Genomic DNA, 21745 nt, shown 5'->3' with positions numbered 1-21745 from the left:
AAAAAGTTTTATGATAGGTAAAATGTAATATTTTTTTACAAAAAAAGTACCCAACTGGGCAATGGGGTCATCACCGTCGCACCAGTTGAGTACTCTTCTATAATAAATTTAATTTTCAGACTAATCAATAAAAGTTTTTAAAATATATGATTTTTTTCAAAGAGTGGTCAGCGTGAGACGGAGTCTGCTAAAATAACCGCATTGAGTGAAAAAAGAAAAGAGGAAAATATGATATGACAATATGGTTATTTTATTTGTTGCTCGGGATGATCCAAGGGTTCACCGAGCCGATCCCGATCTCGTCGAGCGGTCACTTGGTCATCTTCCAAGAGTTGCTCAACATTCAATTGCCTGGGTTGTCGTTTGAGATTTTCGTCAACTTCGCCTCGCTCCTCGCCGTCTTGACGGTGTATCGGAAAGATGTCGTTCGTCTCGTCGTTAGTCTTTGGACGTTCTTGTTCAAGAAAGACCGCAACGATGACACGATGGTCGACGTCAAGTTCATCGGGCTGTTGCTCGTCGCGACCGTGCCAGCCGGCGTGCTCGGTGTCGTCTTCGGGGACTGGATCGGCGAGGCGCTCAGCGGCGTCGCGACGGTCGGGTATACGTTGATCATCACCGGTCTCGCGCTCTGGTTCATCCGTAACATGCGCGGAAGCAAAGGCGACGGCGGCATCACGCTCCGTGACGCCATCTTGATCGGTCTCGCCCAGGCGGCCGCGCTCATCCCGGGGATCAGTCGCTCGGGAGCGACGATCGTCATGGCGCTCTTCCTCGGCATCAAACAAGAGACGGCGCTCCGGTTCTCGTTCTTCCTCTTCATCCCAATCAGTCTCGGGACGATGATTTTGGACGGACCGGTGCTCTTCACCGACCCGGAGACGCGTGAGTTGTTCGGTCCGCTCATCTTGGCGTTCCTCGCCTCGTACGTGCTGACGGCCGTGTCGCTCAAATGGTTCCAACATATTATGGCGAAAGGCGAGCTCAAGTATTTCTCGTTCTATTGCTGGGCCGTCGGGATTCTCGTCGTCCTCTTCTTGGCTTGATTTGAAGCGCTACTCCTCGGAGTGGCGCTTTTTTTGCACTTTCCTCTTTGCCTTCCGTTCTTTTTTGCGCTAAAGTAAGGGCGTACAAACAAATATTCCTTCGGGGTCGGGTGAAAGTCCCAACCGGCGGTGATAGGCGAACGCCTTAAGTCCGTGACCCGGGCGCACATGTGCGAACGGTGGATCTAGTGAGACTCTAGAGCCGACAGTATAGTCTGGATGGGAGAAGGAAAATCGACAGGTCCATGTGACCTGTAGTTTGTCGTCCGTTTTTTCTGTAAAGAAAACGCTTATTTGGCTTGGCCAAATGACGACTGACAACTCCCACCGAGACCTTGAGGACATGTCCTTAAGGTCTTTTTGTTTGTACGAAACAAGGAGGGAGACTATGGAACAGTACATGCAACATGCCATTCGATTGGCCGGGTTCGCTTCGTCGACCGGCGTCAATCCGCACGTCGGGGCCGTCGTCGTCAAAGACGGCCGCATCGTCGGCTTCGGCGCCCATTTGAAGGCGGGGGAACCGCATGCCGAAGTGCACGCCATCCGCATGGCCGGCGCAGCCGCATACGGTTCGACCGTGTACGTCACGCTCGAGCCGTGCTCGCACCACGGCAAGACGCCACCGTGCGCCGACTTGCTCGTCGAGTCAGGCGTGAGACGGGTCGTCATCGCGATGGAAGACCCGAACCCGCTCGTCGCGGGACGTGGCATCAAGCGTTTGAAAGCGGCCGGGATCGATGTCGAAGTCGGTCTGCTCGAGAGTGAGGCACGGGCGCTCAATCCGGCGTTTTTGCGCTCGATCGAGACGAAACGTCCGTACGTTGTCTTGAAGACGGCGACGAGCCTCGACGGGAAAGTCGCGCTCGATTCTGGTGACAGCAAGTGGGTGACCGGAACCGAGGCAAGACGAGATGTCCACGAACTGCGCGCGACGGTGGACGCCATCATAACCGGCGTCGGCACGGTCATCGCCGATGATCCGGCGCTCACGGTCCGGCTCGACCGCGAGACGACGAAACCGCTCCGGGTCGTGCTCGATCGCGACTTGCGCACATCGCTCTCGAGTCAGCTCGTCCGAACGGCACCCGACATCCCGGTGCTCGTTTATACGATGTGCGACGATGAAGCGAAGCGCGACGCGTTCACAGAACGCGGTGTCGAGCTCGCCGACTACACGACGCTCGATCTCGTCTTACAGGACTTGTACGACCGCGGTGTCGGTCGCGTCCTCATCGAAGCGGGCCCGACGCTCGTGACATCGTTCCTCGACGGACGATTCGTCGACGAATGGGTCATGTATCAGTCGCCGCGCGTGTTCGGAGGCAACGGCGGGGTGTACCGGTCGAATCAAACCGGTCCGCTCGATGCGATCGACTCGTTCACGGTCCGAACTGTCAAAACAGTCGGCACCGATGTGAAGCTCGTCATGCGAAAGGGGGAGGCAAATGTTCACGGGAATCGTTGAAGAAATCGGCAGTGTGAAAGCAGTGAAGCGAAACGGGCCATCGTTACGGCTCACGCTGAGCGGGAAAGTCGTGTTAGAAGACGTGAAACTCGGCGACAGCATCTCCGTCAACGGCATCTGTCTCACCGTGACGACGTTCGATCGTGACAGTTTCTCGGTCGACGTCATGCCGGAAACGCTCAAAGCGTCGAGTCTTGACGGGGTCCGTCTCGGCACGAGCGTGAACTTGGAGCGGGCGATGCCGGCGAATGGACGCTTCGGCGGGCATTTCGTCTCGGGGCATGTCGACGGTGTCGGGCGCATCGTGAAGAAACGGTCGCTCGCTAACGCCGTCTACGTCGACATCAGTTGCGAGCCGTCGCTCCTCCGCTACATCGTCCCGAAAGGTTCGATCTCGGTCGATGGGACGAGCTTGACGGTGTTCGATGTCACCGAACGCGGCTTCACGTTGTCGCTCATCCCGCACACGTACAGTGAGACGGTGCTCGGGATGAAGCAGGCGGGTGATGCGGTCAATTTAGAATGCGACATGTTGGCTAAATATATGGAAAAACTAGTGAATCAAAAACCGATGACGCTCGAATCACTGGCGTCGCAAGGATATGGAAAGGCGGGATGGTGATGTTCCACACGATTGAAGAAGCGGTAGAAGACTTAAAGATGGGGCGTCCGATCATCGTCGTCGATGATGAGGACCGAGAGAACGAAGGCGACTTCGTCGTCCTCGCTGACAAGATGACGGCTGAGACGATGAATTTCCTCATCACAGAAGGAAAGGGACTCGTCTGTGCGTCGCTCGCTGAAGAAGTCGCTGTCCGGCTCGATTTACAGCCGATGGTCGCGAATAGTACCGACCCGCACGGAACGGCGTTCACCGTCAGTGTCGATCATATCGACTCGACGACGGGCATCTCAGCGAGCGAACGGGCCCACACAGTGCGCGAGCTCGCGAACATCAACGCCCGTCCAGCCGATTTTCAACGTCCGGGCCACATTTTCCCGCTCATCGCCAAAAAAGGCGGCGTCTCGGTACGACGCGGGCATACGGAAGCGTCGGTCGATTTGGCCCGTCTCGCCGGCAGTGAGCCGGTCGCCGTCATTTGCGAAATCATCCGCGAGGACGGGGAGATGGCACGGGTGCCGGACCTCGAACGCGTCGCGGAACGTCATGATTTGAAATTCATCACGATCGAGGCGCTCGTCCGTTACATGGAGACAGATCTCGTCAGTCGAGAGGCGGACGTATCGCTCCCCTCGGTGAAAGGGGACTTCCGACTGATCGGTTATCGGAACGTCCTCGACCGGGAAGAGCACGTCGCGTTACTGAAAGGTGAGCTCGGCAACGTCCCGCTCGTCCGTATCCATTCAGAGTGTCTGACCGGTGACGTGTTCGGCTCGTACCGCTGTGACTGCGGACCACAGCTCGACACGGCGATGGCGACGATCGAAGCCGAGGGCGGTGTCGTCTTGTATATGCGTCAGGAAGGCCGCGGCATCGGTCTGTTGAATAAATTAAAGGCTTATGAATTGCAGGAAGGCGGGCTCGACACGGTCGAGGCGAACGTCGCGCTCGGCCTGCATGCCGATCTTCGTGACTACCGTGTCAGCGCGGCGATGCTACGTGACCTTGGCGTGACGACGGTGCGGCTCATGACGAACAACCCGGAGAAAGTCGACACCCTCGAAGCATGCGGAATCACCGTCATCGAACGGGTACCGATTATCGTCGGGGAGCATGCCGCGAATGAGAAATATCGATTGACGAAACAACAAAAAATGAACCACTTTGGAGGAGAAAATAAATGATGCATACAATTGAAGGTAACTTGGTCGGTAAAGGATTAAAAGTCGGGATCGTCGTCGGGCGGTTCAATGATCTCATCACGATGCGCTTATTGGACGGGGCGAAAGACGCGCTCAAGCGCCACGGCGTCGAACAAGAAGACGTCGAGCTCGCGTTCGTGCCGGGGGCGTTCGAGCTCCCGCTCGTCGCGAAGAAGATGGCGATGAGCAAGAAGTATGACGCCGTCATCACACTCGGCGCCGTCATCCGCGGGGCGACACCGCACTTTGACTACGTCTGCAACGAGGCGGCGAAAGGTATCGCCCAGGCGAGCTATCAGTCGGAAGTGCCGGTCATCTTCGGCGTCTTGACGACGGAGACGATCGAGCAGGCGATCGAGCGGGCCGGGACGAAAGCCGGGAATAAAGGCTGGGAAGCGGCGACGTCGGCCATCGAGATGGCGAACATGATGAAACAATTTTAAAAAGAAAGGAGCGCAATGTCGCTCCTTTTTAAATTGATTCTTTATACCTATGCATAATTAGGATAATAGACTCAATTATTCCTCTCGTATAGCCGATACTTATGTATATAAGAATGGTGGAGGGATCCGGATGAGGAAAATCGTTATCGCCCTGGAAGAAGAGCTACGAAAACAAGAAGAATTGCATCATTTAGTCTCGCTTCTACTGAACCGCTTTTTGACGACTTCGTTGGAAGACTTCTCCGACCGGGTGAATCATTCATTGGAGGAGCTCGGACGTCATTTTCAAACGGACCGCGTCTATGTGTTTGATTATGATTTCGACGAGGGACTTTGCCACAACACGTTTGAATGGTGTGCGCCAGGGGTCTCAGCCGAGTTGGATAATTTGCAAAATGTCCCTCTAGAGGCGTTACCCGAATGGGTGGAGACGCACATGAAAGGGGAGCCGATGTATATTCCTCAAGTACATGCGTTGCCGATCGACAGCGGGATTCGGCAAATTCTTGAGCCTCAGCATATCCAAAGTCTTTTAACGGTTCCGATGATGAGCGGCAACGCGTGCCATGGTTTCGTTGGGTTTGATTCGGTGATGCAGGAGCGGACGTACTCGACCCATGAACAACGGGTACTAAAAGATTTTAGTAACGCTCTTCTCGGAGCAGTCGAACGACACCGGATCGAAGCGCAGCGCGAAACAATTTATCAACAACTCATCGCGGCAAAACAAGAGGCGGAGCGGGCGAACATCGCCAAAAGTGAATTTCTTTCAAACATGAGCCACGAGATTCGGACTCCGCTGAATGCGATTCTTGGCTTTTCTCATTTACTGAAACGTAGTGGAGTCGATCAGAAAAGTGAGCGGCGAATCGATGACATTCTTCAGAACGGCGAACACTTGTTGACGCTCATCAATGAGATTTTAGATATGTCCAAAATCGAATCCGGCTATGTACGAGTGGTGAAGCAAACCTTCTCCCTGCCGGTGATGATGCGAGAAGTTTATCGTACGTTTGACATGATGGCACAACAAAAAGGTGTCGCGTTGACGGTCGAGATGGAACAACAAATTCCCGAACACGTCACGAGCGATCCGACGAAAGTAAAACAAATTTTGATCAATTTGATTCAAAACGCGTTGAAGTTTACCGATCAAGGGACGGTGCGGGTCGAACTTTCCGTTTCTGCAGGTGAACTTCGCTTTACGGTCACTGACACGGGACGAGGCGTGGATGGGCAAGAACTCGAATTGTTATTCGAACCGTTTTACCAAAAAAAATATACCGACCAGCATCAAGGAACAGGGTTAGGGCTGCCGATTAGCAAGCAATACGCGACATTGCTCGGCGGGGACCTTCAAGTAGAGAGCGAACTTGGACGCGGCAGTCGCTTCGTCTTTACCTTGCCGGTGGAGGTAGAGGAAGGCGCCGCACAAGCTGCTCGCGATTTTGAAGAATGGACGGACGTGCGGTTTGCCGACATGCACGTCCTCGTCGTAGAAGACACGCCTGCGCAACAAGACATTTTACAGGAACTGCTCGAAGCGGCCGGTTGTAGCGTCAGTATGACTGCTTCTGGTAAACGTGCACTCGAACGGACGGCGACTGAGCGGTACGATATGATTTTATTAGATATGAGATTGCCAGATGGGAACGGGGCGGATGTGGCTGCGGAACTCAAACAGCGTGATGATTGTCCGCCGATCATCTTCATCTCGGCGAACGCTTTCGAAGAGGACCGTCAACGAGCTTTCGCTTCAGGGGCGTGCGCATTCGTCTCGAAGCCGTTTCATCCAAAGCAATTGTTTGATGCGATGTATCGTCATAGAGGGGATATCGTCGTCGATTCCCACGACATGTTGCGAAACGTCCACAAAGCGGTTCAAGAAGGAGATGTTGAAACGATCGAGCGATTTGTACAAACCTATCAGCAAAAGGCCCCTCACTTACAGGTCATTTGGGATGCACTCGATCGGTTTGACTATGAGTTGGCAAGTCGTCATTTGCAACGAGAATTAGGAGCTGATCGTGCTGATTGAAACAAAAAAGAGAACAATTTTTGTCGTTGATGATACGCCTGCCAACTTGCGTTTACTCTATGATATTTTGAGTCAAGCCGATTACCATGTGCGCGTCTATCCAAATGGTAAGTTTATGCTACAGGCGATGGAACAGATAGAGCCTGATTTGATTTTATTAGATATTATGATGCCAGACATGGATGGCTATGAAGTATGTGAGATACTCCGGAGACGATATAATCCGAACATCCCTGTTATATTTTTAAGTGCACTGACCGAGTCATACGATAAAGTACGAGCATTCGAAGCCGGTGGGCAAGATTACATTACAAAGCCGATTCACCCAGAAGAGGTGTTACTGCGTCTAAACGCTCAATTAAAAAACGTGAATGAACGTGAACAATTTTCTTACAATCTCGAAGAAAAAGAAAAACAGTTACAAGAGTATCAAGAAGGTCTAGTTAAAACATTGCTTCGACTATCTGGATTGCGTGACAATGACACGGGTAATCATATCGAAAGAGTCCAAGCGCTTGCGACAAGTTTGGCTGGGATTGTTCAAAAGGAACCGGGGTCACAAGTAAATTCGATGTTTGTCGAAGCGATTCGCTTGGCTGCACCGCTACATGATATTGGAAAGATTGCCGTCCCTGATGCGATCTTGTTGAAGGAGGGCAAGTTGACCGAAGACGAATGGCTTCTCATGAGAGAACATGTTCGAGTAGGGGGAGAAGTGCTTGGTGAGCTACATCTGCAGTTTCCGGAAAACTCCTTTATCCAGATGGCTATGGACATCGCATTGTATCATCACGAGACATGGGATGGACAAGGCTATGTCCATGGTTTATCGAAAGAAGCGATTCCGCTTGCGGCGAGAATTGTAAGTATCGTCGATGTGTATGATGCCCTGAGGACTTTACGACCATACAAACCAGCATACACGCACCTGGAAGCATTGGAGATGATGTGTCAAATGAAAGGCACGTTTGATCCATATTTGTTTGATTTATTCTTGACTCACGACCGGCTTTTCTCCACCGTCTTTGATTCAATCTATGAAGCGGGGCGAGTAGATTGTAACACTCAACCTCTCCTTATCATTTAATAGAGGCAAACAAGGTTCGGCCCCTCACGAGGTGCCGAACCTTTTAGTTTATCTTTACGATCGTTCATGTCCGCCAAAACGATGTATGGTCAGCCTTGTCTTGTATATTGAAGGTGATGATGTCGTTCAATAAACCATAGTCGACAGCTTGATTCCATTTGATGCGAAATAACTGTTTCGTCTGTGTATAGCCGGCGTCTTTGATGCGATCGGCGAACTGTTCGAGTGCGACCGCTTCCGGGGCGACCGCGAAATGGGCTTTGGCGACGCTGAAGGCGATGATGAACGTCCCGTGGTCAGTGAACATCGGTTGGTTCCAGGCGATGCGCTCCTCGAGATGGGGGAACGTCTGGCGTATCCAGTCGAACACGTCGTCCAGCTTGGCGCGTCGCTCCGGGTCGTCAATCGTTGCTAAAAAGTCATCGAACGTTTCCATGAATAGTCCTCCTTATAAAACAAGCCCGGCTCATGATGAGCCGGACTTGATGATTAAAACGTCTCAGATGTCGTTTTCGCTTGCATGTGGAGCTGGATGTAATCCGGTCCGCCTGCTTTCGAGTCCGTACCTGACATGTTAAAGCCGCCGAACGGTTGGTAGCCAACGATGGCGCCTGTGCAGCCACGGTTGAAGTACAAGTTTCCGACGTGGAAGTTCTGACGCGCGTACTCTTGGTTCGAGCGGTCACGCGTGAGGACGGCACCTGTCAAACCGTACTCGGTGTTGTTGGCGATGTCGATCGCTTGTTTGAAGTCGCTTGCTTTTGTGAGCGCGACGATCGGTCCGAAAATCTCTTCTTGCATGAGGCGTGCTTTCGGGTCGACGTCTGCGACGACAGTCGGTTCGACGAAGTATCCTGTCGAGTCGTCCGCTTTACCACCCGTGAGGATGCGTCCTTCTTCTTTGGCGACATCGAAGTACGACGTGATCTTCTTGAACGCTGACGCATCGATGACCGGTCCCATGAAGTGTTCGTTCTTCTCTGTGTTTCCGACCGAGAGTTCGTTCGTCAACTCGACGACGCGGTCGAGCACTGTGTCGTACACGCTGTCGACGATGACGGCACGTGAACAAGCTGAACATTTCTGTCCTGAGAAGCCGAACGCCGACTTGACGATCGACTGGGCCGCGAGCTCGAGGTCTGCTGACTCGTCGACGACGATCGTGTCTTTTCCGCCCATCTCGGCGATGACGCGTTTGAGCCAGATTTGGCCGTCGTTCAACTTCGAGGCGCGCTCGTTGATGCGCAAGCCGACGTCGCGTGAACCGGTGAAGCTGATGAAGCGTGTTTTCGGATGGTCGACGAGGTAGTCACCGACTTCAGCGCCTGGTCCTGGGATGAAGTTGAGGACGCCTTTCGGAAGACCTGCCTCTTCCATCACCTCGACGAATTTCGCGGCGACGATCGGTGTCGTTGAAGCTGGCTTCAAGAGGATCGTGTTACCGGCAACGATGGCCGCGACGGCTGTCCCTGCCATGATCGCGAACGGGAAATTCCATGGGCTGATGACGATCCCGACCCCGAGTGGGATGTAGTCATAGCGGTTGTATTCGCCCGGACGGCTCTCGACCTTTTTACCTGGTTTGAGCTCGAGCATTTGACGCGCATAGTATTCCATGAAGTCAATCGCTTCCGCCGTATCCGCGTCCGCCTCGTTCCACGGTTTGCCCGCTTCCTTCACGAGATAAGCCGAGAATTCATGCTTGCGTTTACGGACAATGTTCGCCGCTTTGAACAAGACGTCGGCACGGACGGCTGGGTCGACGTGGCGCCACGTGTCAAACGCTGTGAGTGCTTCTTGCATCGCGCGCTCTGCGAGTTCTTGGTTCGCTTTCGAGACGCGGCCGATGACCTCTTCTTTGTTTGCCGGGTTATAAGACGTGATCTTGTCGTCCGTCGTCACTTTTTCCCCACCGATGACGAGCGGATAGTCTTTCCCGAGCTCACCGTTCACTTTCTCAATCGCCGCTTGGATGGCTGAGGCGTTCTCTTTGTTTGTAAAGTCTGTGAATGGTTCATGTTTGTATGGAATCATTCTCGTTCCCCCTTAAAAGTGATTATGCGGTTAAGCGCTTACGTCTGTATTGTATCGGAAAATTAGCCGAAATCCTAGTGAAACAATTTTCCAGAAAAGCGTGTCGTTTTCGCTCGAAATCGAGTCATGGTAGGATGAGGACAAGAGAAGTAACGGGAAAGGATGATTAAATGAAGAAGTGGATGATTCCGCTCGTGCTCGTCATGATGCTCGGCGCGTGCGGCAACGAGGAAGAGCAACCGGCCGAGGAAGCGAAACGCCCGCTCCCGGAAGCGGTCGAGACCGTCTATACATCGTATCAACAGGCACTTGAAGCAGGGGACGCCGAAGCGCTCGCCGCGGTCGACTACGCCGGCGAACGGACCGATATCCCGGCGACGGGAGCGGTGGCGCGAGATCTTTCGCCCGGTGACATTTACGAAGGCTGGGTGAACGTGACCGGCGACGTCGCCTATATCGTCCATGAGATGGAAGACGGGGACGGGAACGAGCTACCGAACCGATTGGCGAAAGTCGCCATCAAAGACGGCGATGATTGGAAGCTCGTCGTCACCCCGGCGGTGCTCCCGGTTGACGTGATCGGCGAGGTCGGAGAACTGTTGACAGGCATCGAGGCGAACGAATACGGCGTCAATCCGGAGGCGAACGCCCGTCTCGCCGACGTACCGGAAGATGAGGCCGGACCAATCTACGACCGCGTCAACGCCCAGACCGACTACGTCGCGCTCGAGGCCGACAACAACGTGTTCTTGTTGCTGTCGGAGACGCTCACCGTCCCGGAGAACCAACAAGTGATGGTCGAGTACTTCGAAGCGTACGTGAAGTGGTATGATGAGAATGAAGACGGCTTGCGCGAGGCGGCCGCGACCGAAGACCCGGTCGACTATTTGGAAGTGCTCGAACCGCTCAAACAAAAACTAGAACAAGCGATCGACGGCTATGACGAGCGACTCGTCGACCCGTCGTTCGGCTGAGGAGGCATTCACATGTTAGCACCGACATTCACGTTACCGAACCAAAACGGCGACATGATCTCGCTTGAACAGTACCGCGGCCAAAAAGTCGTGTTGTACTTCTATCCGAAAGACGCGACACCGGGCTGCACGACCGAGGCGTGCGATTTCCGCGACGCGATGCCGAAGCTCGAAGGTGCCGTCGTCATCGGCATCTCGGCCGACAGTCAGAAGAAGCATCAAAACTTCATCAACAAGCATGAGCTCCCGTTCGACTTGCTCGTCGACGCTGACCATGAAGTGTCGGAGCTTTACGGCGTCTGGCAACTGAAGAAGAATTACGGGAAAGAGTATTACGGCATCGTCCGTTCGACGTTCCTCATCAACGAGGACGGCTATATCGAACAAGAATGGCGGAGCGTCAAAGTGAAAGGGCACGTCGACGAGGTCGTCGCGGCCATCACCTCATAAGGATGGGCGGTCTCTTGAAAAGGAGGCCGTTTTTTTGTGCGTGACGTTTACAATTTGATGTCAATTCAGCACGGTGTGATCGTATGTATATGAACGCCTGAGACGGTTTGTGACAAGTTGTTTACGCTGTAATCGACCGATTTGACGCGGGGAGAACTTGACGAGTATGTGAATGTTCTGAAAAATGGGAAGGGCAACGGCACTACATAGGGGGAACGAACAGATGGCACAATTTGAGAACTGGTTGACAGCGTTATCGGACCTTATCTGGGGTCCACACTTACTTATTTTATTGATCGGGACGGGGATCTTTTTGACCGTCCGGCTCGGCTTCATCCAAGTGACAAGACTTGGGTTCGGCTTGAGAGAAGCGTTTACCCCCAAGACGAAAGATGAACAGAAGAAGCAACGGGGGGACATCACCCATTTCCAAGCGCTCATGACCGCGCTCGCCGCGACGGTCGGGACCGGGAACATGGTCGGCGTCGCCACGGCGGTCGTCCTTGGTGGACCAGGCGCCATCGTCTGGATGTGGTTGTCTGGGTTTATCGGCATGGCGACGAAATATGCCGAGGCGATTCTCGCCGTCAAATATCGCGTCGTCGATGAGCGGGGTGAGATTGCCGGCGGACCGATGTATTACTTGGAACACGGTTTGAAAAAACGTTGGCTCGGCATGACGTTCGCCTTTTTCGCGGCCATCGCGGCGTTCGGCATCGGAAACGGCGTCCAAACGAATTCGATCAGTCTCGCGCTCAACACGTCGTTCGGCGTACCGATGCTCGTGACAGGGATTGCGCTCATGGTGCTGACGGCGTTCGTCATTCTTGGCGGCGTGAAGTCGATCGGGAAAGTCGTCGGCGTGTTCGTGCCGATCATGATTTTCGCCTACGTCGGCGGGGGTCTCACCATTCTCGTCATGAACGCGGAGTTGATCCCGTCAGCGTTCGCGACCATCTTCGAGAGCACGTTCAGCGCCGAAGCGATCGGCGGCGGGGCGCTCGGTGCCGCGATTCGATACGGGGTCGCCCGCGGGGTGTTCTCGAACGAGGCCGGTCTCGGTTCGGCACCGATTGCGGCGGCTGCCGCGAAGACCGATTTCCCGGGACGACAAGCGCTCGTCTCGATGACGCAAGTATTGATCGATACACTGATTGTCTGCTCGATCACCGGCTTGACGATTGTCATGAGCGGTCAATACGCGAGCGGTCTTCAAGGGATCGAGTTGACGCAAGCGTCGTTCGCTTACTTCCTCGGCCCGGTCGGGGAACTGATCGTTACCGTCTCGCTCGTCTTCTTCGCCTTCTCGACTGTGATCGGTTGGTGTTATTACGGAGAACGGTCGATTTATTACTTATTCGGTGAGCGGTCGATCGTACCTTACCGAGTCATGTACATCATTGTCGCCGGACTAGGCGCCATGACGACGAACTTGAACCTCATCTGGGCCATCTCGGACGTGTTCAACGGATTGATGGCGATCCCGAACTTGATCGGGTTGTTGTTCTTGTCCGGTGTCGTCGTCGCGGAGACGAAACGGTTTGAACTTGAAATGAAGAAAGAAAAACAGCAAGCCGCATGACAAAAGGACGCATTCCCATTTGGGAGTGCGTCCTTGTCGTTATACTTTGAACTGGCCGATCAGTTCGTTCAACTCGTCCATCTTTTGTTGCGACATCTCGGTCGCCCGGTTCAATTCACCGAATCGATCGACCGAGAGCGTCACTTTCTCAGCGATGTCTTGCGTGCCGAGGGCCCCGTTGTTCACCGTGACGGCGACGTCCTGGATGACGGAGATCATGTTCGACGTCAACTGTTCAAGCTCAGCGGCGGCGTCCGCGAACTCGGAAGCGGTCGTCTCGAACCGTCCCGCATCCTCGCTGTACTGTTCAGCCGCTTCTTCGAGCTGGTCGTAGTCTTTGACGACGTTCGTGTCGAGGAACGTGAGCATCTCGCTCGATGTCTCGTTCAAATGGTCGACCGATTGGAGCACGGTCGCCGAGATCGCTTGGATGCGCTCGACGGTCGTCCGGCTCGTCTCGGCGAGCTTACGAATCTCGTCGGCGACGACGGCGAATCCGCGTCCTGCCTCCCCGGCCCGGGCCGCTTCGATCGAGGCGTTCAAAGACAACAAGTTCGTCTGGGCGGCGATGTCTAAAATGTCGTTCGTGAGCGTCGCGATCTCGCGTACCGCCTTGGCGTCTTGCATCGCCCGTTCTAATCGGTGCCGGGTCGAATCGAGCACGTCGAGGGCGGACGATTTCGCCTCGACGGCATGGCCGCGCAAGGCGACCGCGCGGGCGTCGACACGCTTCGCCTCGTCTTTCCGTTCCGCAGCCATCGACACGATGTGATGGAGCGTCCGTTCCATGTCCGAGGCCGACGCGTTCATCTCTTGGGCGCTCGCGGCCGTCTGTTGCATACCGGCCGTCAAATCCTCGGTCGTCGCCGCCGTCGTCGTCATGTACGTGTCGAGCGCTTTCAGCTCTTCATACGTGTTCGCCGATTGGGCCGCCACGCCGCGGGAGACATCGTTCACTTGCAAGATGAGCTGTCTCAAATTGGCGATGAATTGGTTAAAGTCACGCGCGAGCCCTGAGAACTCGTCACGGCGTTTCACCGGAATCGCCGTCGTCAAGTCGCCTTCGCTCGTCGCGAGTTCACGCATCTTCACTTTGAACTCGTTTAACGGTTCGAAGATCGAGCGGAAGATGAACAGCATCATGAGCACGGTGAAAATGGCAGCGGCGGCTAGGATGACGATGAGCGTGAGCTGTACTTGTTCAAACAGCGCCTCGCCTTGTTCCGTGTCGGAGATGATGGCGTCACGGTTCAAGTTGACGAGAAGGCCGAGCGTGTTCGACAGCGCATCCGCACTCGGCGTCGCCGTGTCGCGGATATAAGCCTCGGCCTCAGTTTGGCCTTCCTCGTTTGAGATGCGCAATAGTTCGGCGATGTTCGCTTGGAATGTCGTCCACTGCGCCTCGGCCTGGTCGAACAGTTCTTGGTCAGCTTGTGTGATGATCGTCGATTCATAGCCGCTCATCCGTTGCTTTAAAATCGTGACGCCCGTCTCGACGTCGCGCTCGACGTTCTGTTTCGTCACTTCGTCCTCGACGAGAGCGTGTCGAATCAAATGGCGCCGTATCTCGAGCAACTGTTTGTCGACTTGATGAATCTGGTCCATGCCTGGCACCCACGACACGGTCATGTCTTCTTGTGCGGCCTTCGAGGCGTTCAAGGCGTACAACGCATAACCGCTCACGCCGAGCAACAAGACGAGCAAGACGGTGAACGCGGCAATCAGTTTATTCCGGATTGACATAGTGATCCTCCCCATATGTACAGTCTTCTCTTTAAGCATAAGGAGATTGGGCCGTTCATCGAATAGCCGTTTTTGGAAACGAGTCAATGTTCGGGTCAGATTTCCCATGTTTGTAAAAAATGAAGCTGATTTTTGCCGGATTGGATTTTCTTTTTTGTCTTATGAAATAGTGGTATGATAAGGAGCGATGTATGAAAACATGTTGGAGGTGTGAAGATTGACTCGAATCACAGAAGATGAAGTACGGCACGTCGCCGGGCTCGCCCGACTGGCGATCACTGATGATGAAGTGACGCACTTCACGGAGCAATTGACAAAAATTCTCGAGTTCGCTGAGCAACTCGATGAGCTTGATACGACGGGCGTCATCCCGACGACCCATGCCCTAGATTTGAAAAACGTACTACGCAAAGACGAGGTCCGCCCGTCGCTTCCGCGCGAGGAAGTCGAACGGATGGCGCCTGATTGGGAAAACGGTCAAGTCCGCGTCCCAGCCGTCTTTGAATAAGGAGGCCCCACATGAGTTTATTCGACCACGGTGTAGCGAAGCTACATACCTTATTAAAAGAAGGCGAGGTCTCGGTGACGGACCTCGTCAAAGAGTCGTTCGATCAAATCGAGCGCACAGATGAGAAAGTCGGTGCGTTTTTAACGCTCAACGAAGATGCGTTCGAGCAGGCGAAACGGATGGACGACCTCGCGAAGACAGCGGACAATCCGCTCTTCGGGTTGCCGATCGGCGTCAAAGACAACATCGTCACGAAAGGGACACGCACGACGTGTGCCTCGAAGTTCCTCGAGAACTTCGTACCGGCCCATGACGCGACGGTCGTCGAGCGTCTTCATGACGCCGGTGCCGTCACGATCGGGAAGCTCAACATGGACGAGTTCGCGATGGGCTCATCGAACGAGAACTCGGCGTTCAAAGTCGTTCGCAATCCATGGGACACAACCCGCGTACCAGGTGGTTCGTCAGGCGGTTCGGCGGCGACGGTCGCAGCCGGCCAAGTGCTCTTTAGCCTCGGTTCGGATACGGGCGGTTCGATTCGTCAACCGGCCGCGTATTGCGGTGTCGTCGGCATGAAGCCGACGTACGGTCTCGTCTCACGTTACGGTCTCGTCGCGTTCGCCTCGTCGCTCGACCAGATCGGTCCGCTCACGCGCAGCGTCGAAGACAACGCCTACTTGTTGAACGCGATCGCCGGACATTGCGAGATGGACTCGACGTCATCGACGGTCGACCTCCCAGACTACACGAAGTCGCTTCACGGCGATATCAAAGGCTTGAAGCTCGCTTTGCCTAAAGAATTCATGGCAGAAGGTGTCTCGGACGGTGTCCGCAAACAGATCGAACAAGCGATCGAGACGCTCAAGTCGCTCGGTGCGACGGTCGAGACGGTCTCGCTTCCGACGGTGAAATATGCGCTCCCGACGTACTACTTGCTCGCTTCGTCTGAAGCGTCTTCGAACCTCGCTCGCTTCGACGGCATCCGTTACGGACGCCGCGCCGAAGCCGACGCGCTCGAAGAAGTGTTCACGTATTCGCGTGAGCAAGGGTTCGGGGAAGAAGTGAAACGCCGCATCATGCTCGGAACGTACGCTCTTAGCTCTGGATACTACGATGCGTTCTACAAGAAGTCGCAACAAGTCCGCACGCTCATGAAGCAAGACTTCGCGAAAGTGTTCGAGAAGTACGATGCGATCATCGGACCGACGGCACCGACGACGGCGTTCAAACTCGGTGACCAGCTTGAAGACCCGCTCACGATGTACGCCAACGACATCATGACGATCCCGGTCAACTTGGCGGGCGTCCCGGCCATCTCGGTCCCGGCCGGCTTGTCAGAAGGACTCCCGGTCGGTCTTCAAATCATCGGGAACCATTACAGTGAACCAACACTCTACCGCGTGGCCCATGCTTTCGAACAAGCAAACGGCGGTTTCAAAATGCCACAGCTTTAAGGAGGACGGACGATGAACTTTGAAACGATCATCGGGATCGAGGTGCACGCCGAGCTGAGCACGAAGTCGAAGATTTGGTGTGGCTGCTCGCGCACGTACGGTGCCGAAACGAATACACAGACGTGTCCGATTTGTCTCGGACACCCGGGCGTTTTGCCTAAATTGAACGAAGAGGCGGTCAACCTCGCTATCAAGGCCGCGATGGCACTGAACTGTGAAGTCGCGACCGACACGAAGTTCGACCGCAAGAACTACTTCTATCCGGACACGCCGAAAGCGTACCAAATCTCGCAGTTCGACCAGCCGATCGGCTTTAACGGTCACGTCGACGTCGAAGTCGACGGCGAGATGAAACGGTTCCGCATCGAGCGCGTCCATTTAGAAGAAGACGCCGGGAAGATGAACCATACGGGCGAGAAGCACTCGGTCGTCGACTTCAACCGGACGGGCTCACCGCTCATCGAGATCGTCAGTGAGGCGGACATGCGCTCGCCGAAAGACGCGGTCGCGTACCTCGAGCGTTTGAAAGAAGTGCTCTCGTTCGCCGGCGTCTCGGACGTCAAGATGGAAGAAGGGTCGCTCCGTTGCGACTGCAACATCTCGGTCCGACCGTTCGGACAAGAGCCGTTCGGCACGAAGACGGAGCTCAAAAACTTGAACTCGTTCTCGAACGTGTTGAAGGCGCTCGACTACGAAGAAGAGCGTCATCGCAAGCTCCTCATCACGGGCGGCGTTATGCGTCAAGAGACGCTTCGCTTCGATGAGGCGGCGAAGAAGACGATCCTCATGCGTGTCAAAGAAGGCGCGGCCGACTATCGTTACTTCCCAGAGCCGGACCTCGTCCGTCTCGAGATCGACGAAGCGTGGAAAGAACGCATCCGGGCGACACTTCCGGAAATGCCGGCCGCGCGTCGCGAGCGGTACATGGACAACTACGGCTTGTCGGCGTATGACGTGAAGGCGCTCACGTCGACACGCGAGTTCTCGGACTTCTTCGAGGCGACGACGGCCGCTGGTGCCGAGCCGAAAGCCGCGGCGAACTGGCTCATGGGCGAAGTGCTCGGGCATTTGAACAAATCGGATGAGACGATTGAGACGATGAAGCTGACGCCGGGCGCGCTCGCGGAGTTGATTCGTTTGATCGGAGACGGTACAATTTCTTCGAAGATCGCCAAACGCGTGTTCACAGCGATGCTCGAGGAAGGCGCCGAACCGAAAGCGTATGTCGAAGCGAATGGTCTCGCCCAAATCTCGGACGAGAACTTGCTTCGCGGCTACATCCTCGAGTTGTTCGAAGCGCACCCACAAATGATTGAAGACTTTAAGAACGGGAAAGACCGGGCGAAAGGCTTCATCATCGGCCAAATTATGAAACAGACGAAAGGGATGGCGAACCCGGCACTCCTCGATGGCTTGTTCCACGAAGAGATTGCCAAACGCTAACGAAGCGGCGAGGCACTTGTGTCTCGCTTTTCGCTCGACATGAGCAAAGGGAGAGAATCAATATGCAACGGAAACGTGCGCGGGTCATCTATAACCCGACATCAGGAAAAGAAGTGATCAAACGGGAACTCCCGTACATCTTGAACCGCTTAGAGGATGCGGGTTATGAGACGTCGACGTACGCGACGAAAGCGATCGGTGACGCGACGCTCGAGGCCGTTCGGGCCGCCGCGGCCGAGTTTGATTTGATTATCGCAGCCGGCGGGGACGGTACGTTGAACGAGGTCATCTCGGGCCTCGCACCGCTTGAGACGCGTCCGACGATCGGGCTCATTCCGGTCGGGACGACGAACGACTTCGCCCGGGCGATGCGGATCCCGCTCAGCGTCGTCGGCGCGCTCGACGTCATCTGCGACGGGTTCGAGATGCCGGTCGACCTCGGGGAGATCGCAGGCGAGAAGGGCGACATCCATTACTTCATCAACATCGCCGGCGGCGGCATCATGACGGAGTTGTCTTATGAGGTGCCATCGAAGTTGAAGACGGCACTCGGACAGCTCGCTTACTACGTCAAAGGGATGGAGAAGCTGCCGCTCATCAAACCGACGTACATCGAGCTCGAACATGACGAAGGGACGTTCAGCGGCGAGGTGATGATTTTCCTCACGTCGAACTCGAACTCGGTCGGCGGATTTGAGAAAATCTCACCGCACGCGTCATTGAACGATGGCTTGTTCGACTTGTTCATCTTACGGAAATGTAACTTGTTCGAGTTCATCCATGTCGTCCGTTTGTTGCTCCGTGGCGAGCACTTGACGAGCCCGCTCGTCGAACATTTCAAGACGAGCCACGTCAAGATGAAGACGACGGAGTCGATGAGCCTCAACATCGACGGCGAGTACGGCGGGGAATGCACCGGCGAGATGCGCAACTTGTTCCGTCACTTGACGGTGCTTGCACCGAACGCGCGCATTCGCGAGATGGAAGAACTGAACGCCCAATATGAGCGCGAACAGATGATCAAACAGCTGTTCAACGTGTCAATCGAGAAAGCAGAATGAGTCGGCTCGGCGTGGCGCACACGTCGAGCTTTTCGTTCGCCTCGAACGGGTAAACGGTATATACAGGAATTTTGATTCAAGAAAGGAGAGGCACATGCTACCAGTGAAAAAGAATGACCGTCTCGACGTCGACATCCACGACCTCACCCACGAAGGGGCAGGTGTGGCGCGCGTCGACGGCTATACGTTGTTCGTCCCGAACGCGCTCCCAGGGGAGACGGTCGAGATCGTCGTGACGAAGACGAACAAACAGTACGGGTTCGCCCGCTTGATCGATGTGAAACAAGCGAGCGCGGACCGCGTCGAGCCGCCGTGCCCGATCTTTTATCAATGTGGGGGTTGTCAGCTCCAACACTTCAGCTATGACGGCCAGCTCCGCCAAAAACGGGACCGTGTCGTCGATGCGTTGAAGCGACTTGGCCAATTCGATGTGCCTGTCCACGAGACGATTGGCATGCCGGAACCGTGGCGATACCGCAACAAGGCACAAGTGCCGTTCAAAGACGAGGCCGGTCGCCTCGTCGCCGGATTCTATCGTCCGCGTTCGCACGATATCGTCGAGATGAAGGAATGCCTCATCCAAGACGAGCGCAATGACGAGGCCGTCCAAGTCGTCCGCGACGTGCTCGCGGCACACGATGTGCCGGCGTATGATGAGAAGACAGGGCGCGGTGTCATCCGCCACGTTATGGCCCGTTATGGATACCATTCGGGTGAACTGATGATCGTCCTCATCACGAAGACGACGAAAATCAAAGGCGTGAACGAGATCGTCGCCGACATCTTGAAGCGTCTCCCGGACGTGACGTCGATCATGCAAAACGTCAACCCGGACAAGACGAACGTCATCTTAGGATCGACGAACAAACTCTTGTACGGTCATGAGACAATCGAGGACAAGATCGGCGGACTGACGTTCACGATTTCCCCGCACTCGTTCTTCCAAGTCAACCCGGTCCAGACGGAGAAATTGTACGGCAAGGCGCTCGAATACGCGCAATTGACCGGGACCGAGCAAGTCGTCGACGCCTATTGCGGCATCGGGACGATCAGTCTGTTTCTCGCGCGGAAAGCGGCGCACGTGTACGGCGTCGAAGTCGTACCGGAAGCGATCGAGGACGCGAAACAGAACGCGCTCGTCAATGAGATCGATAACGTGACGTACGCGTGTGGTGCGGCGGAAGATGTGTTGCCACAGTGGAAGAAAGATGGCATCAACCCGGACGTCATCGTCGTCGACCCACCGCGGAAAGGCTGTGCCGAGTCGTTCCTCGAGACGATGGTCGAGATGAGTCCGAAGCGGATCGTCTACGTGTCGTGTAACGTCGCGACGCAAGCGCGCGATATGCGTTACCTCGCCGACCGTGGCTACCGCCTCGTCGAAGTGACACCAGTCGACATGTTCCCGCATACGGCGCATGTCGAGACGGTGGCGTGGATGGAAAAAGTATAATAAAAACCCTTAGCTTTTCCGTTTTCATACGGTTCAGCTAAGGGCTATTTTATTGCCTTAATAATTAAAGCGCCTTTATAATCTTTGGGCTAGAACTCACGATTCATCGTAGTCTGTAGAGAACGGCTTCTCTTCATAGTTAGAAACGTTGTACGATCCAATTGTGCGATATTTTTCGGGAGAGGAATCGTTCTCTGCCAACTTGTTAGAGACATCAGTGGCCAAAGCGTCATTTATAATTCTGTGTAAATAGCTCGGGTCTGGAGCTTCGTTGATGGCAGCCATGACAAGTGCATTTCTAAGGTAACCGGCATTATTGGAAAGCAGTTCTGCATTAAAAGGCAAATTATGATGTTGAGCAAAAAGTTTCATAAAAACAGAAACAGTGCGGGTGTTCCCTTCACGGAAAGGATGGACCCGCCACAAGTCTGTCATTAGCTTAGCGAAATAGACAGGGAGGCGTATATTTTTATGCTCCCATTTGATTTCTTGTTGCCAATCAAAAATAGACTCTAAATTTGTTCGAATATGCTTAGAATCACTATAGATCACAGACAAACCGTCCAAAATTCGCTCATGTTTATAAATATTGATTGAACGAAATTCACCGGCCCACTCATACAGTTCATTAAATAGATGTCGATGGAGTTGTTGCAAAGAATGATAACTATCGAAATCCACTTCCGAAATGAATGACTCTACTTCTAATATGTTTGCAATGATGAGCTGTGCTTCAACAGTAATCAGTTGTTGTTCGTCAGTAATCCCAAGCTTATTTATAAGCACACTCGTGTTGGGGTATACGTAAGGATCCATTAGGATTGACGTGCTTTCGTGTACTTCTCCATAATGGCTTGCTTAAACTGGGCTGAAGTGATTTCGCCATCTTCATATCGCTCCAGCAATTTTTGTGTAAAAGGACTTGGTTTTCCCCCATCGATTGCGGCCATACCAACTGCAAATTTTACTTGTTTTTGACGTTCGATATATGAGTTCTGATCCATTTTTTTCACCCTTTTCACTTCGATTAACTTATTAGTAATTATATCATACACGACGAACTATAAAATCGTGTGCAACTTCTCGCGATTAGTATGAACTCGAAGGCAGCGGACGAGGCTTTGTGAAGAAAGTGCT

19 protein-coding genes, 1 pseudogene and 1 riboswitch are annotated in these 21745 nt (G+C 54.2%); of the genes and pseudogenes, 15 read left to right on the top strand and 5 right to left on the bottom strand.

Going from position 1 to position 21745, the window contains the following annotated elements:
- Positions 1-233: 233 nt before the first annotated feature.
- The 7 genes from L971_RS04615 (at position 234) to L971_RS04585 (ending at position 7906) form a co-directional block, all read left to right on the top strand.
- A complete protein-coding gene (locus L971_RS04615; protein WP_047374551.1) occupies positions 234-1046 on the top strand; it encodes an undecaprenyl-diphosphate phosphatase in 813 nt (270 codons plus the stop codon).
- A 92-nt stretch (positions 1047-1138) separates the two neighbouring features.
- A riboswitch (FMN riboswitch) is annotated at positions 1139-1281 on the top strand.
- A 153-nt stretch (positions 1282-1434) separates the two neighbouring features.
- Entirely contained in the window at positions 1435-2514 is a 1080-nt protein-coding gene (gene ribD, locus L971_RS04610; protein ID WP_024370572.1) for a bifunctional diaminohydroxyphosphoribosylaminopyrimidine deaminase/5-amino-6-(5-phosphoribosylamino)uracil reductase RibD, read from the top strand.
- Positions 2495-3136 carry a riboflavin synthase gene (ribE, locus tag L971_RS04605; protein WP_047374548.1) on the top strand — a complete coding sequence of 214 codons (642 nt, stop codon included), beginning with the start codon at positions 2495-2497 and terminating at the stop codon, positions 3134-3136. Before ribD ends, ribE (L971_RS04605) begins: the two co-directional genes overlap by 20 nt.
- On the top strand, positions 3136-4320 hold the full coding sequence (locus L971_RS04600) for a bifunctional 3,4-dihydroxy-2-butanone-4-phosphate synthase/GTP cyclohydrolase II (RefSeq protein WP_047374777.1): 1185 nt from the start codon (positions 3136-3138) through the stop codon (positions 4318-4320). The genes ribE (L971_RS04605) and L971_RS04600 overlap by 1 nt, the downstream gene beginning before the upstream one ends.
- On the top strand, positions 4317-4781 hold the full coding sequence (gene ribE, locus L971_RS04595; RefSeq protein ID WP_024370569.1) for a 6,7-dimethyl-8-ribityllumazine synthase: 465 nt from the start codon (positions 4317-4319) through the stop codon (positions 4779-4781). The genes L971_RS04600 and ribE (L971_RS04595) overlap by 4 nt, the downstream gene beginning before the upstream one ends.
- A 130-nt stretch (positions 4782-4911) precedes the next feature.
- Positions 4912-6819, top strand: a complete 1908-nt coding sequence (locus tag L971_RS04590; RefSeq protein ID WP_047374546.1) for a GAF domain-containing hybrid sensor histidine kinase/response regulator — start codon at positions 4912-4914, stop codon at positions 6817-6819.
- Positions 6809-7906, top strand: a complete 1098-nt coding sequence (locus tag L971_RS04585) for an HD-GYP domain-containing protein (RefSeq protein WP_052200270.1) — start codon at positions 6809-6811, stop codon at positions 7904-7906. Before L971_RS04590 ends, L971_RS04585 begins: the two co-directional genes overlap by 11 nt.
- Positions 7907-7970: 64 nt before the next feature.
- Here L971_RS04585 and L971_RS04580 read toward each other — a convergent pair whose 3' ends face one another.
- Both L971_RS04580 and pruA read right to left on the bottom strand, forming a co-directional pair.
- On the bottom strand, positions 7971-8342 hold the full coding sequence (locus L971_RS04580; RefSeq protein ID WP_047374544.1) for an iron chaperone: 372 nt from the start codon (positions 8340-8342) through the stop codon (positions 7971-7973).
- 53 nt (positions 8343-8395) lie between these two features.
- Positions 8396-9940: an L-glutamate gamma-semialdehyde dehydrogenase gene (pruA, locus tag L971_RS04575; RefSeq protein ID WP_047374541.1), complete on the bottom strand. Its 1545-nt coding sequence runs from the start codon at positions 9938-9940 to the stop codon at positions 8396-8398.
- Between the two features lie 170 nt (positions 9941-10110).
- On the opposite strand from pruA, the gene L971_RS04570 reads away from it, so the two are divergent.
- From L971_RS04570 to L971_RS04560, 3 genes are all read left to right on the top strand, one after another.
- A complete protein-coding gene (locus L971_RS04570) occupies positions 10111-10914 on the top strand; it encodes a hypothetical protein (RefSeq protein WP_047374536.1) in 804 nt (267 codons plus the stop codon).
- Positions 10915-10926: 12 nt separating this feature from the next.
- On the top strand, positions 10927-11364 hold the full coding sequence (gene bcp / locus L971_RS04565) for a thioredoxin-dependent thiol peroxidase (protein WP_024370563.1): 438 nt from the start codon (positions 10927-10929) through the stop codon (positions 11362-11364).
- 223 nt (positions 11365-11587) lie between these two features.
- The gene (locus L971_RS04560; RefSeq protein WP_047374534.1) at positions 11588-12946 is read left to right on the top strand and encodes a sodium:alanine symporter family protein; all 1359 of its coding nucleotides are present in this window, start codon (positions 11588-11590) and stop codon (positions 12944-12946) included.
- A 39-nt stretch (positions 12947-12985) separates the two neighbouring features.
- Here L971_RS04560 and L971_RS04555 read toward each other — a convergent pair whose 3' ends face one another.
- Positions 12986-14689, bottom strand: coding sequence for a methyl-accepting chemotaxis protein (locus L971_RS04555; RefSeq protein ID WP_024370561.1), 1704 nt, complete (start codon positions 14687-14689; stop codon positions 12986-12988).
- 217 nt (positions 14690-14906) lie between these two features.
- Here L971_RS04555 and gatC point away from each other — a divergent pair, with 217 nt between their 5' ends.
- From gatC to rlmD, 5 genes and pseudogenes are all read left to right on the top strand, one after another.
- Positions 14907-15197 (top strand): Asp-tRNA(Asn)/Glu-tRNA(Gln) amidotransferase subunit GatC, encoded by a 291-nt coding sequence (gatC, locus tag L971_RS04550; protein ID WP_024370560.1) that lies wholly within the window; start codon positions 14907-14909, stop codon positions 15195-15197.
- An 11-nt stretch (positions 15198-15208) separates the two neighbouring features.
- Complete coding sequence (gene gatA, locus L971_RS04545; RefSeq protein WP_024370559.1) at positions 15209-16651, top strand: Asp-tRNA(Asn)/Glu-tRNA(Gln) amidotransferase subunit GatA; 1443 nt, start codon at positions 15209-15211, stop codon at positions 16649-16651.
- 12 nt (positions 16652-16663) lie between these two features.
- The gene (gatB, locus tag L971_RS04540) at positions 16664-18094 is read left to right on the top strand and encodes an Asp-tRNA(Asn)/Glu-tRNA(Gln) amidotransferase subunit GatB (protein WP_047374530.1); all 1431 of its coding nucleotides are present in this window, start codon (positions 16664-16666) and stop codon (positions 18092-18094) included.
- Positions 18095-18132: 38 nt separating this feature from the next.
- A pseudogene (locus L971_RS04535) lies at positions 18133-19155 on the top strand (diacylglycerol kinase); the annotation flags it as partial.
- Between the two features lie 94 nt (positions 19156-19249).
- Positions 19250-20608 (top strand): 23S rRNA (uracil(1939)-C(5))-methyltransferase RlmD, encoded by a 1359-nt coding sequence (gene rlmD / locus L971_RS04530; RefSeq protein WP_047374528.1) that lies wholly within the window; start codon positions 19250-19252, stop codon positions 20606-20608.
- Between the two features lie 96 nt (positions 20609-20704).
- Here the strand turns inward: rlmD and L971_RS04525 are convergent, their stop codons facing one another.
- Together L971_RS04525 and L971_RS04520 are read right to left on the bottom strand one after the other, a co-directional pair.
- A complete protein-coding gene (locus L971_RS04525) occupies positions 20705-21424 on the bottom strand; it encodes a Fic family protein (RefSeq protein WP_024370555.1) in 720 nt (239 codons plus the stop codon).
- Entirely contained in the window at positions 21424-21612 is a 189-nt protein-coding gene (locus L971_RS04520) for an antitoxin VbhA family protein (protein ID WP_024370554.1), read from the bottom strand. Before L971_RS04520 ends, L971_RS04525 begins: the two co-directional genes overlap by 1 nt.
- Positions 21613-21745: the final 133 nt, after the last annotated feature.

This window comes from Exiguobacterium sp. ZOR0005 (assembly GCF_000798975.1).
GTDB classification, from domain to species: Bacteria; Bacillota; Bacilli; order Exiguobacteriales; family Exiguobacteriaceae; genus Exiguobacterium; species Exiguobacterium aurantiacum.
This window is presented reverse-complemented; position numbering and strand designations above follow the sequence as displayed.

Excerpts from the sequence above, each read along its gene's own strand:
- L971_RS04525 (WP_024370555.1), bottom strand. The coding sequence starts at position 21,424 with ATGGATCCTTACGTATACCCCAACACGAGTGTGCTTATAAATAAGCTT.
- rlmD (WP_047374528.1), top strand. The coding sequence starts at position 19,250 with ATGCTACCAGTGAAAAAGAATGACCGTCTCGACGTCGACATCCACGAC.
- ribE (WP_047374548.1), top strand. The coding sequence starts at position 2,495 with ATGTTCACGGGAATCGTTGAAGAAATCGGCAGTGTGAAAGCAGTGAAG.
- bcp (WP_024370563.1), top strand. The coding sequence starts at position 10,927 with ATGTTAGCACCGACATTCACGTTACCGAACCAAAACGGCGACATGATC.
- L971_RS04615 (WP_047374551.1), top strand. The coding sequence starts at position 234 with ATGACAATATGGTTATTTTATTTGTTGCTCGGGATGATCCAAGGGTTC.
- L971_RS04560 (WP_047374534.1), top strand. The coding sequence starts at position 11,588 with ATGGCACAATTTGAGAACTGGTTGACAGCGTTATCGGACCTTATCTGG.
- L971_RS04520 (WP_024370554.1), bottom strand. The coding sequence starts at position 21,612 with ATGGATCAGAACTCATATATCGAACGTCAAAAACAAGTAAAATTTGCA.
- pruA (WP_047374541.1), bottom strand. The coding sequence starts at position 9,940 with ATGATTCCATACAAACATGAACCATTCACAGACTTTACAAACAAAGAG.
- L971_RS04590 (WP_047374546.1), top strand. The coding sequence starts at position 4,912 with ATGAGGAAAATCGTTATCGCCCTGGAAGAAGAGCTACGAAAACAAGAA.
- ribD (WP_024370572.1), top strand. The coding sequence starts at position 1,435 with ATGGAACAGTACATGCAACATGCCATTCGATTGGCCGGGTTCGCTTCG.
- L971_RS04570 (WP_047374536.1), top strand. The coding sequence starts at position 10,111 with ATGAAGAAGTGGATGATTCCGCTCGTGCTCGTCATGATGCTCGGCGCG.
- ribE (WP_024370569.1), top strand. The coding sequence starts at position 4,317 with ATGATGCATACAATTGAAGGTAACTTGGTCGGTAAAGGATTAAAAGTC.
- L971_RS04555 (WP_024370561.1), bottom strand. The coding sequence starts at position 14,689 with ATGTCAATCCGGAATAAACTGATTGCCGCGTTCACCGTCTTGCTCGTC.
- gatA (WP_024370559.1), top strand. The coding sequence starts at position 15,209 with ATGAGTTTATTCGACCACGGTGTAGCGAAGCTACATACCTTATTAAAA.
- L971_RS04600 (WP_047374777.1), top strand. The coding sequence starts at position 3,136 with ATGTTCCACACGATTGAAGAAGCGGTAGAAGACTTAAAGATGGGGCGT.
- L971_RS04580 (WP_047374544.1), bottom strand. The coding sequence starts at position 8,342 with ATGGAAACGTTCGATGACTTTTTAGCAACGATTGACGACCCGGAGCGA.
- gatB (WP_047374530.1), top strand. The coding sequence starts at position 16,664 with ATGAACTTTGAAACGATCATCGGGATCGAGGTGCACGCCGAGCTGAGC.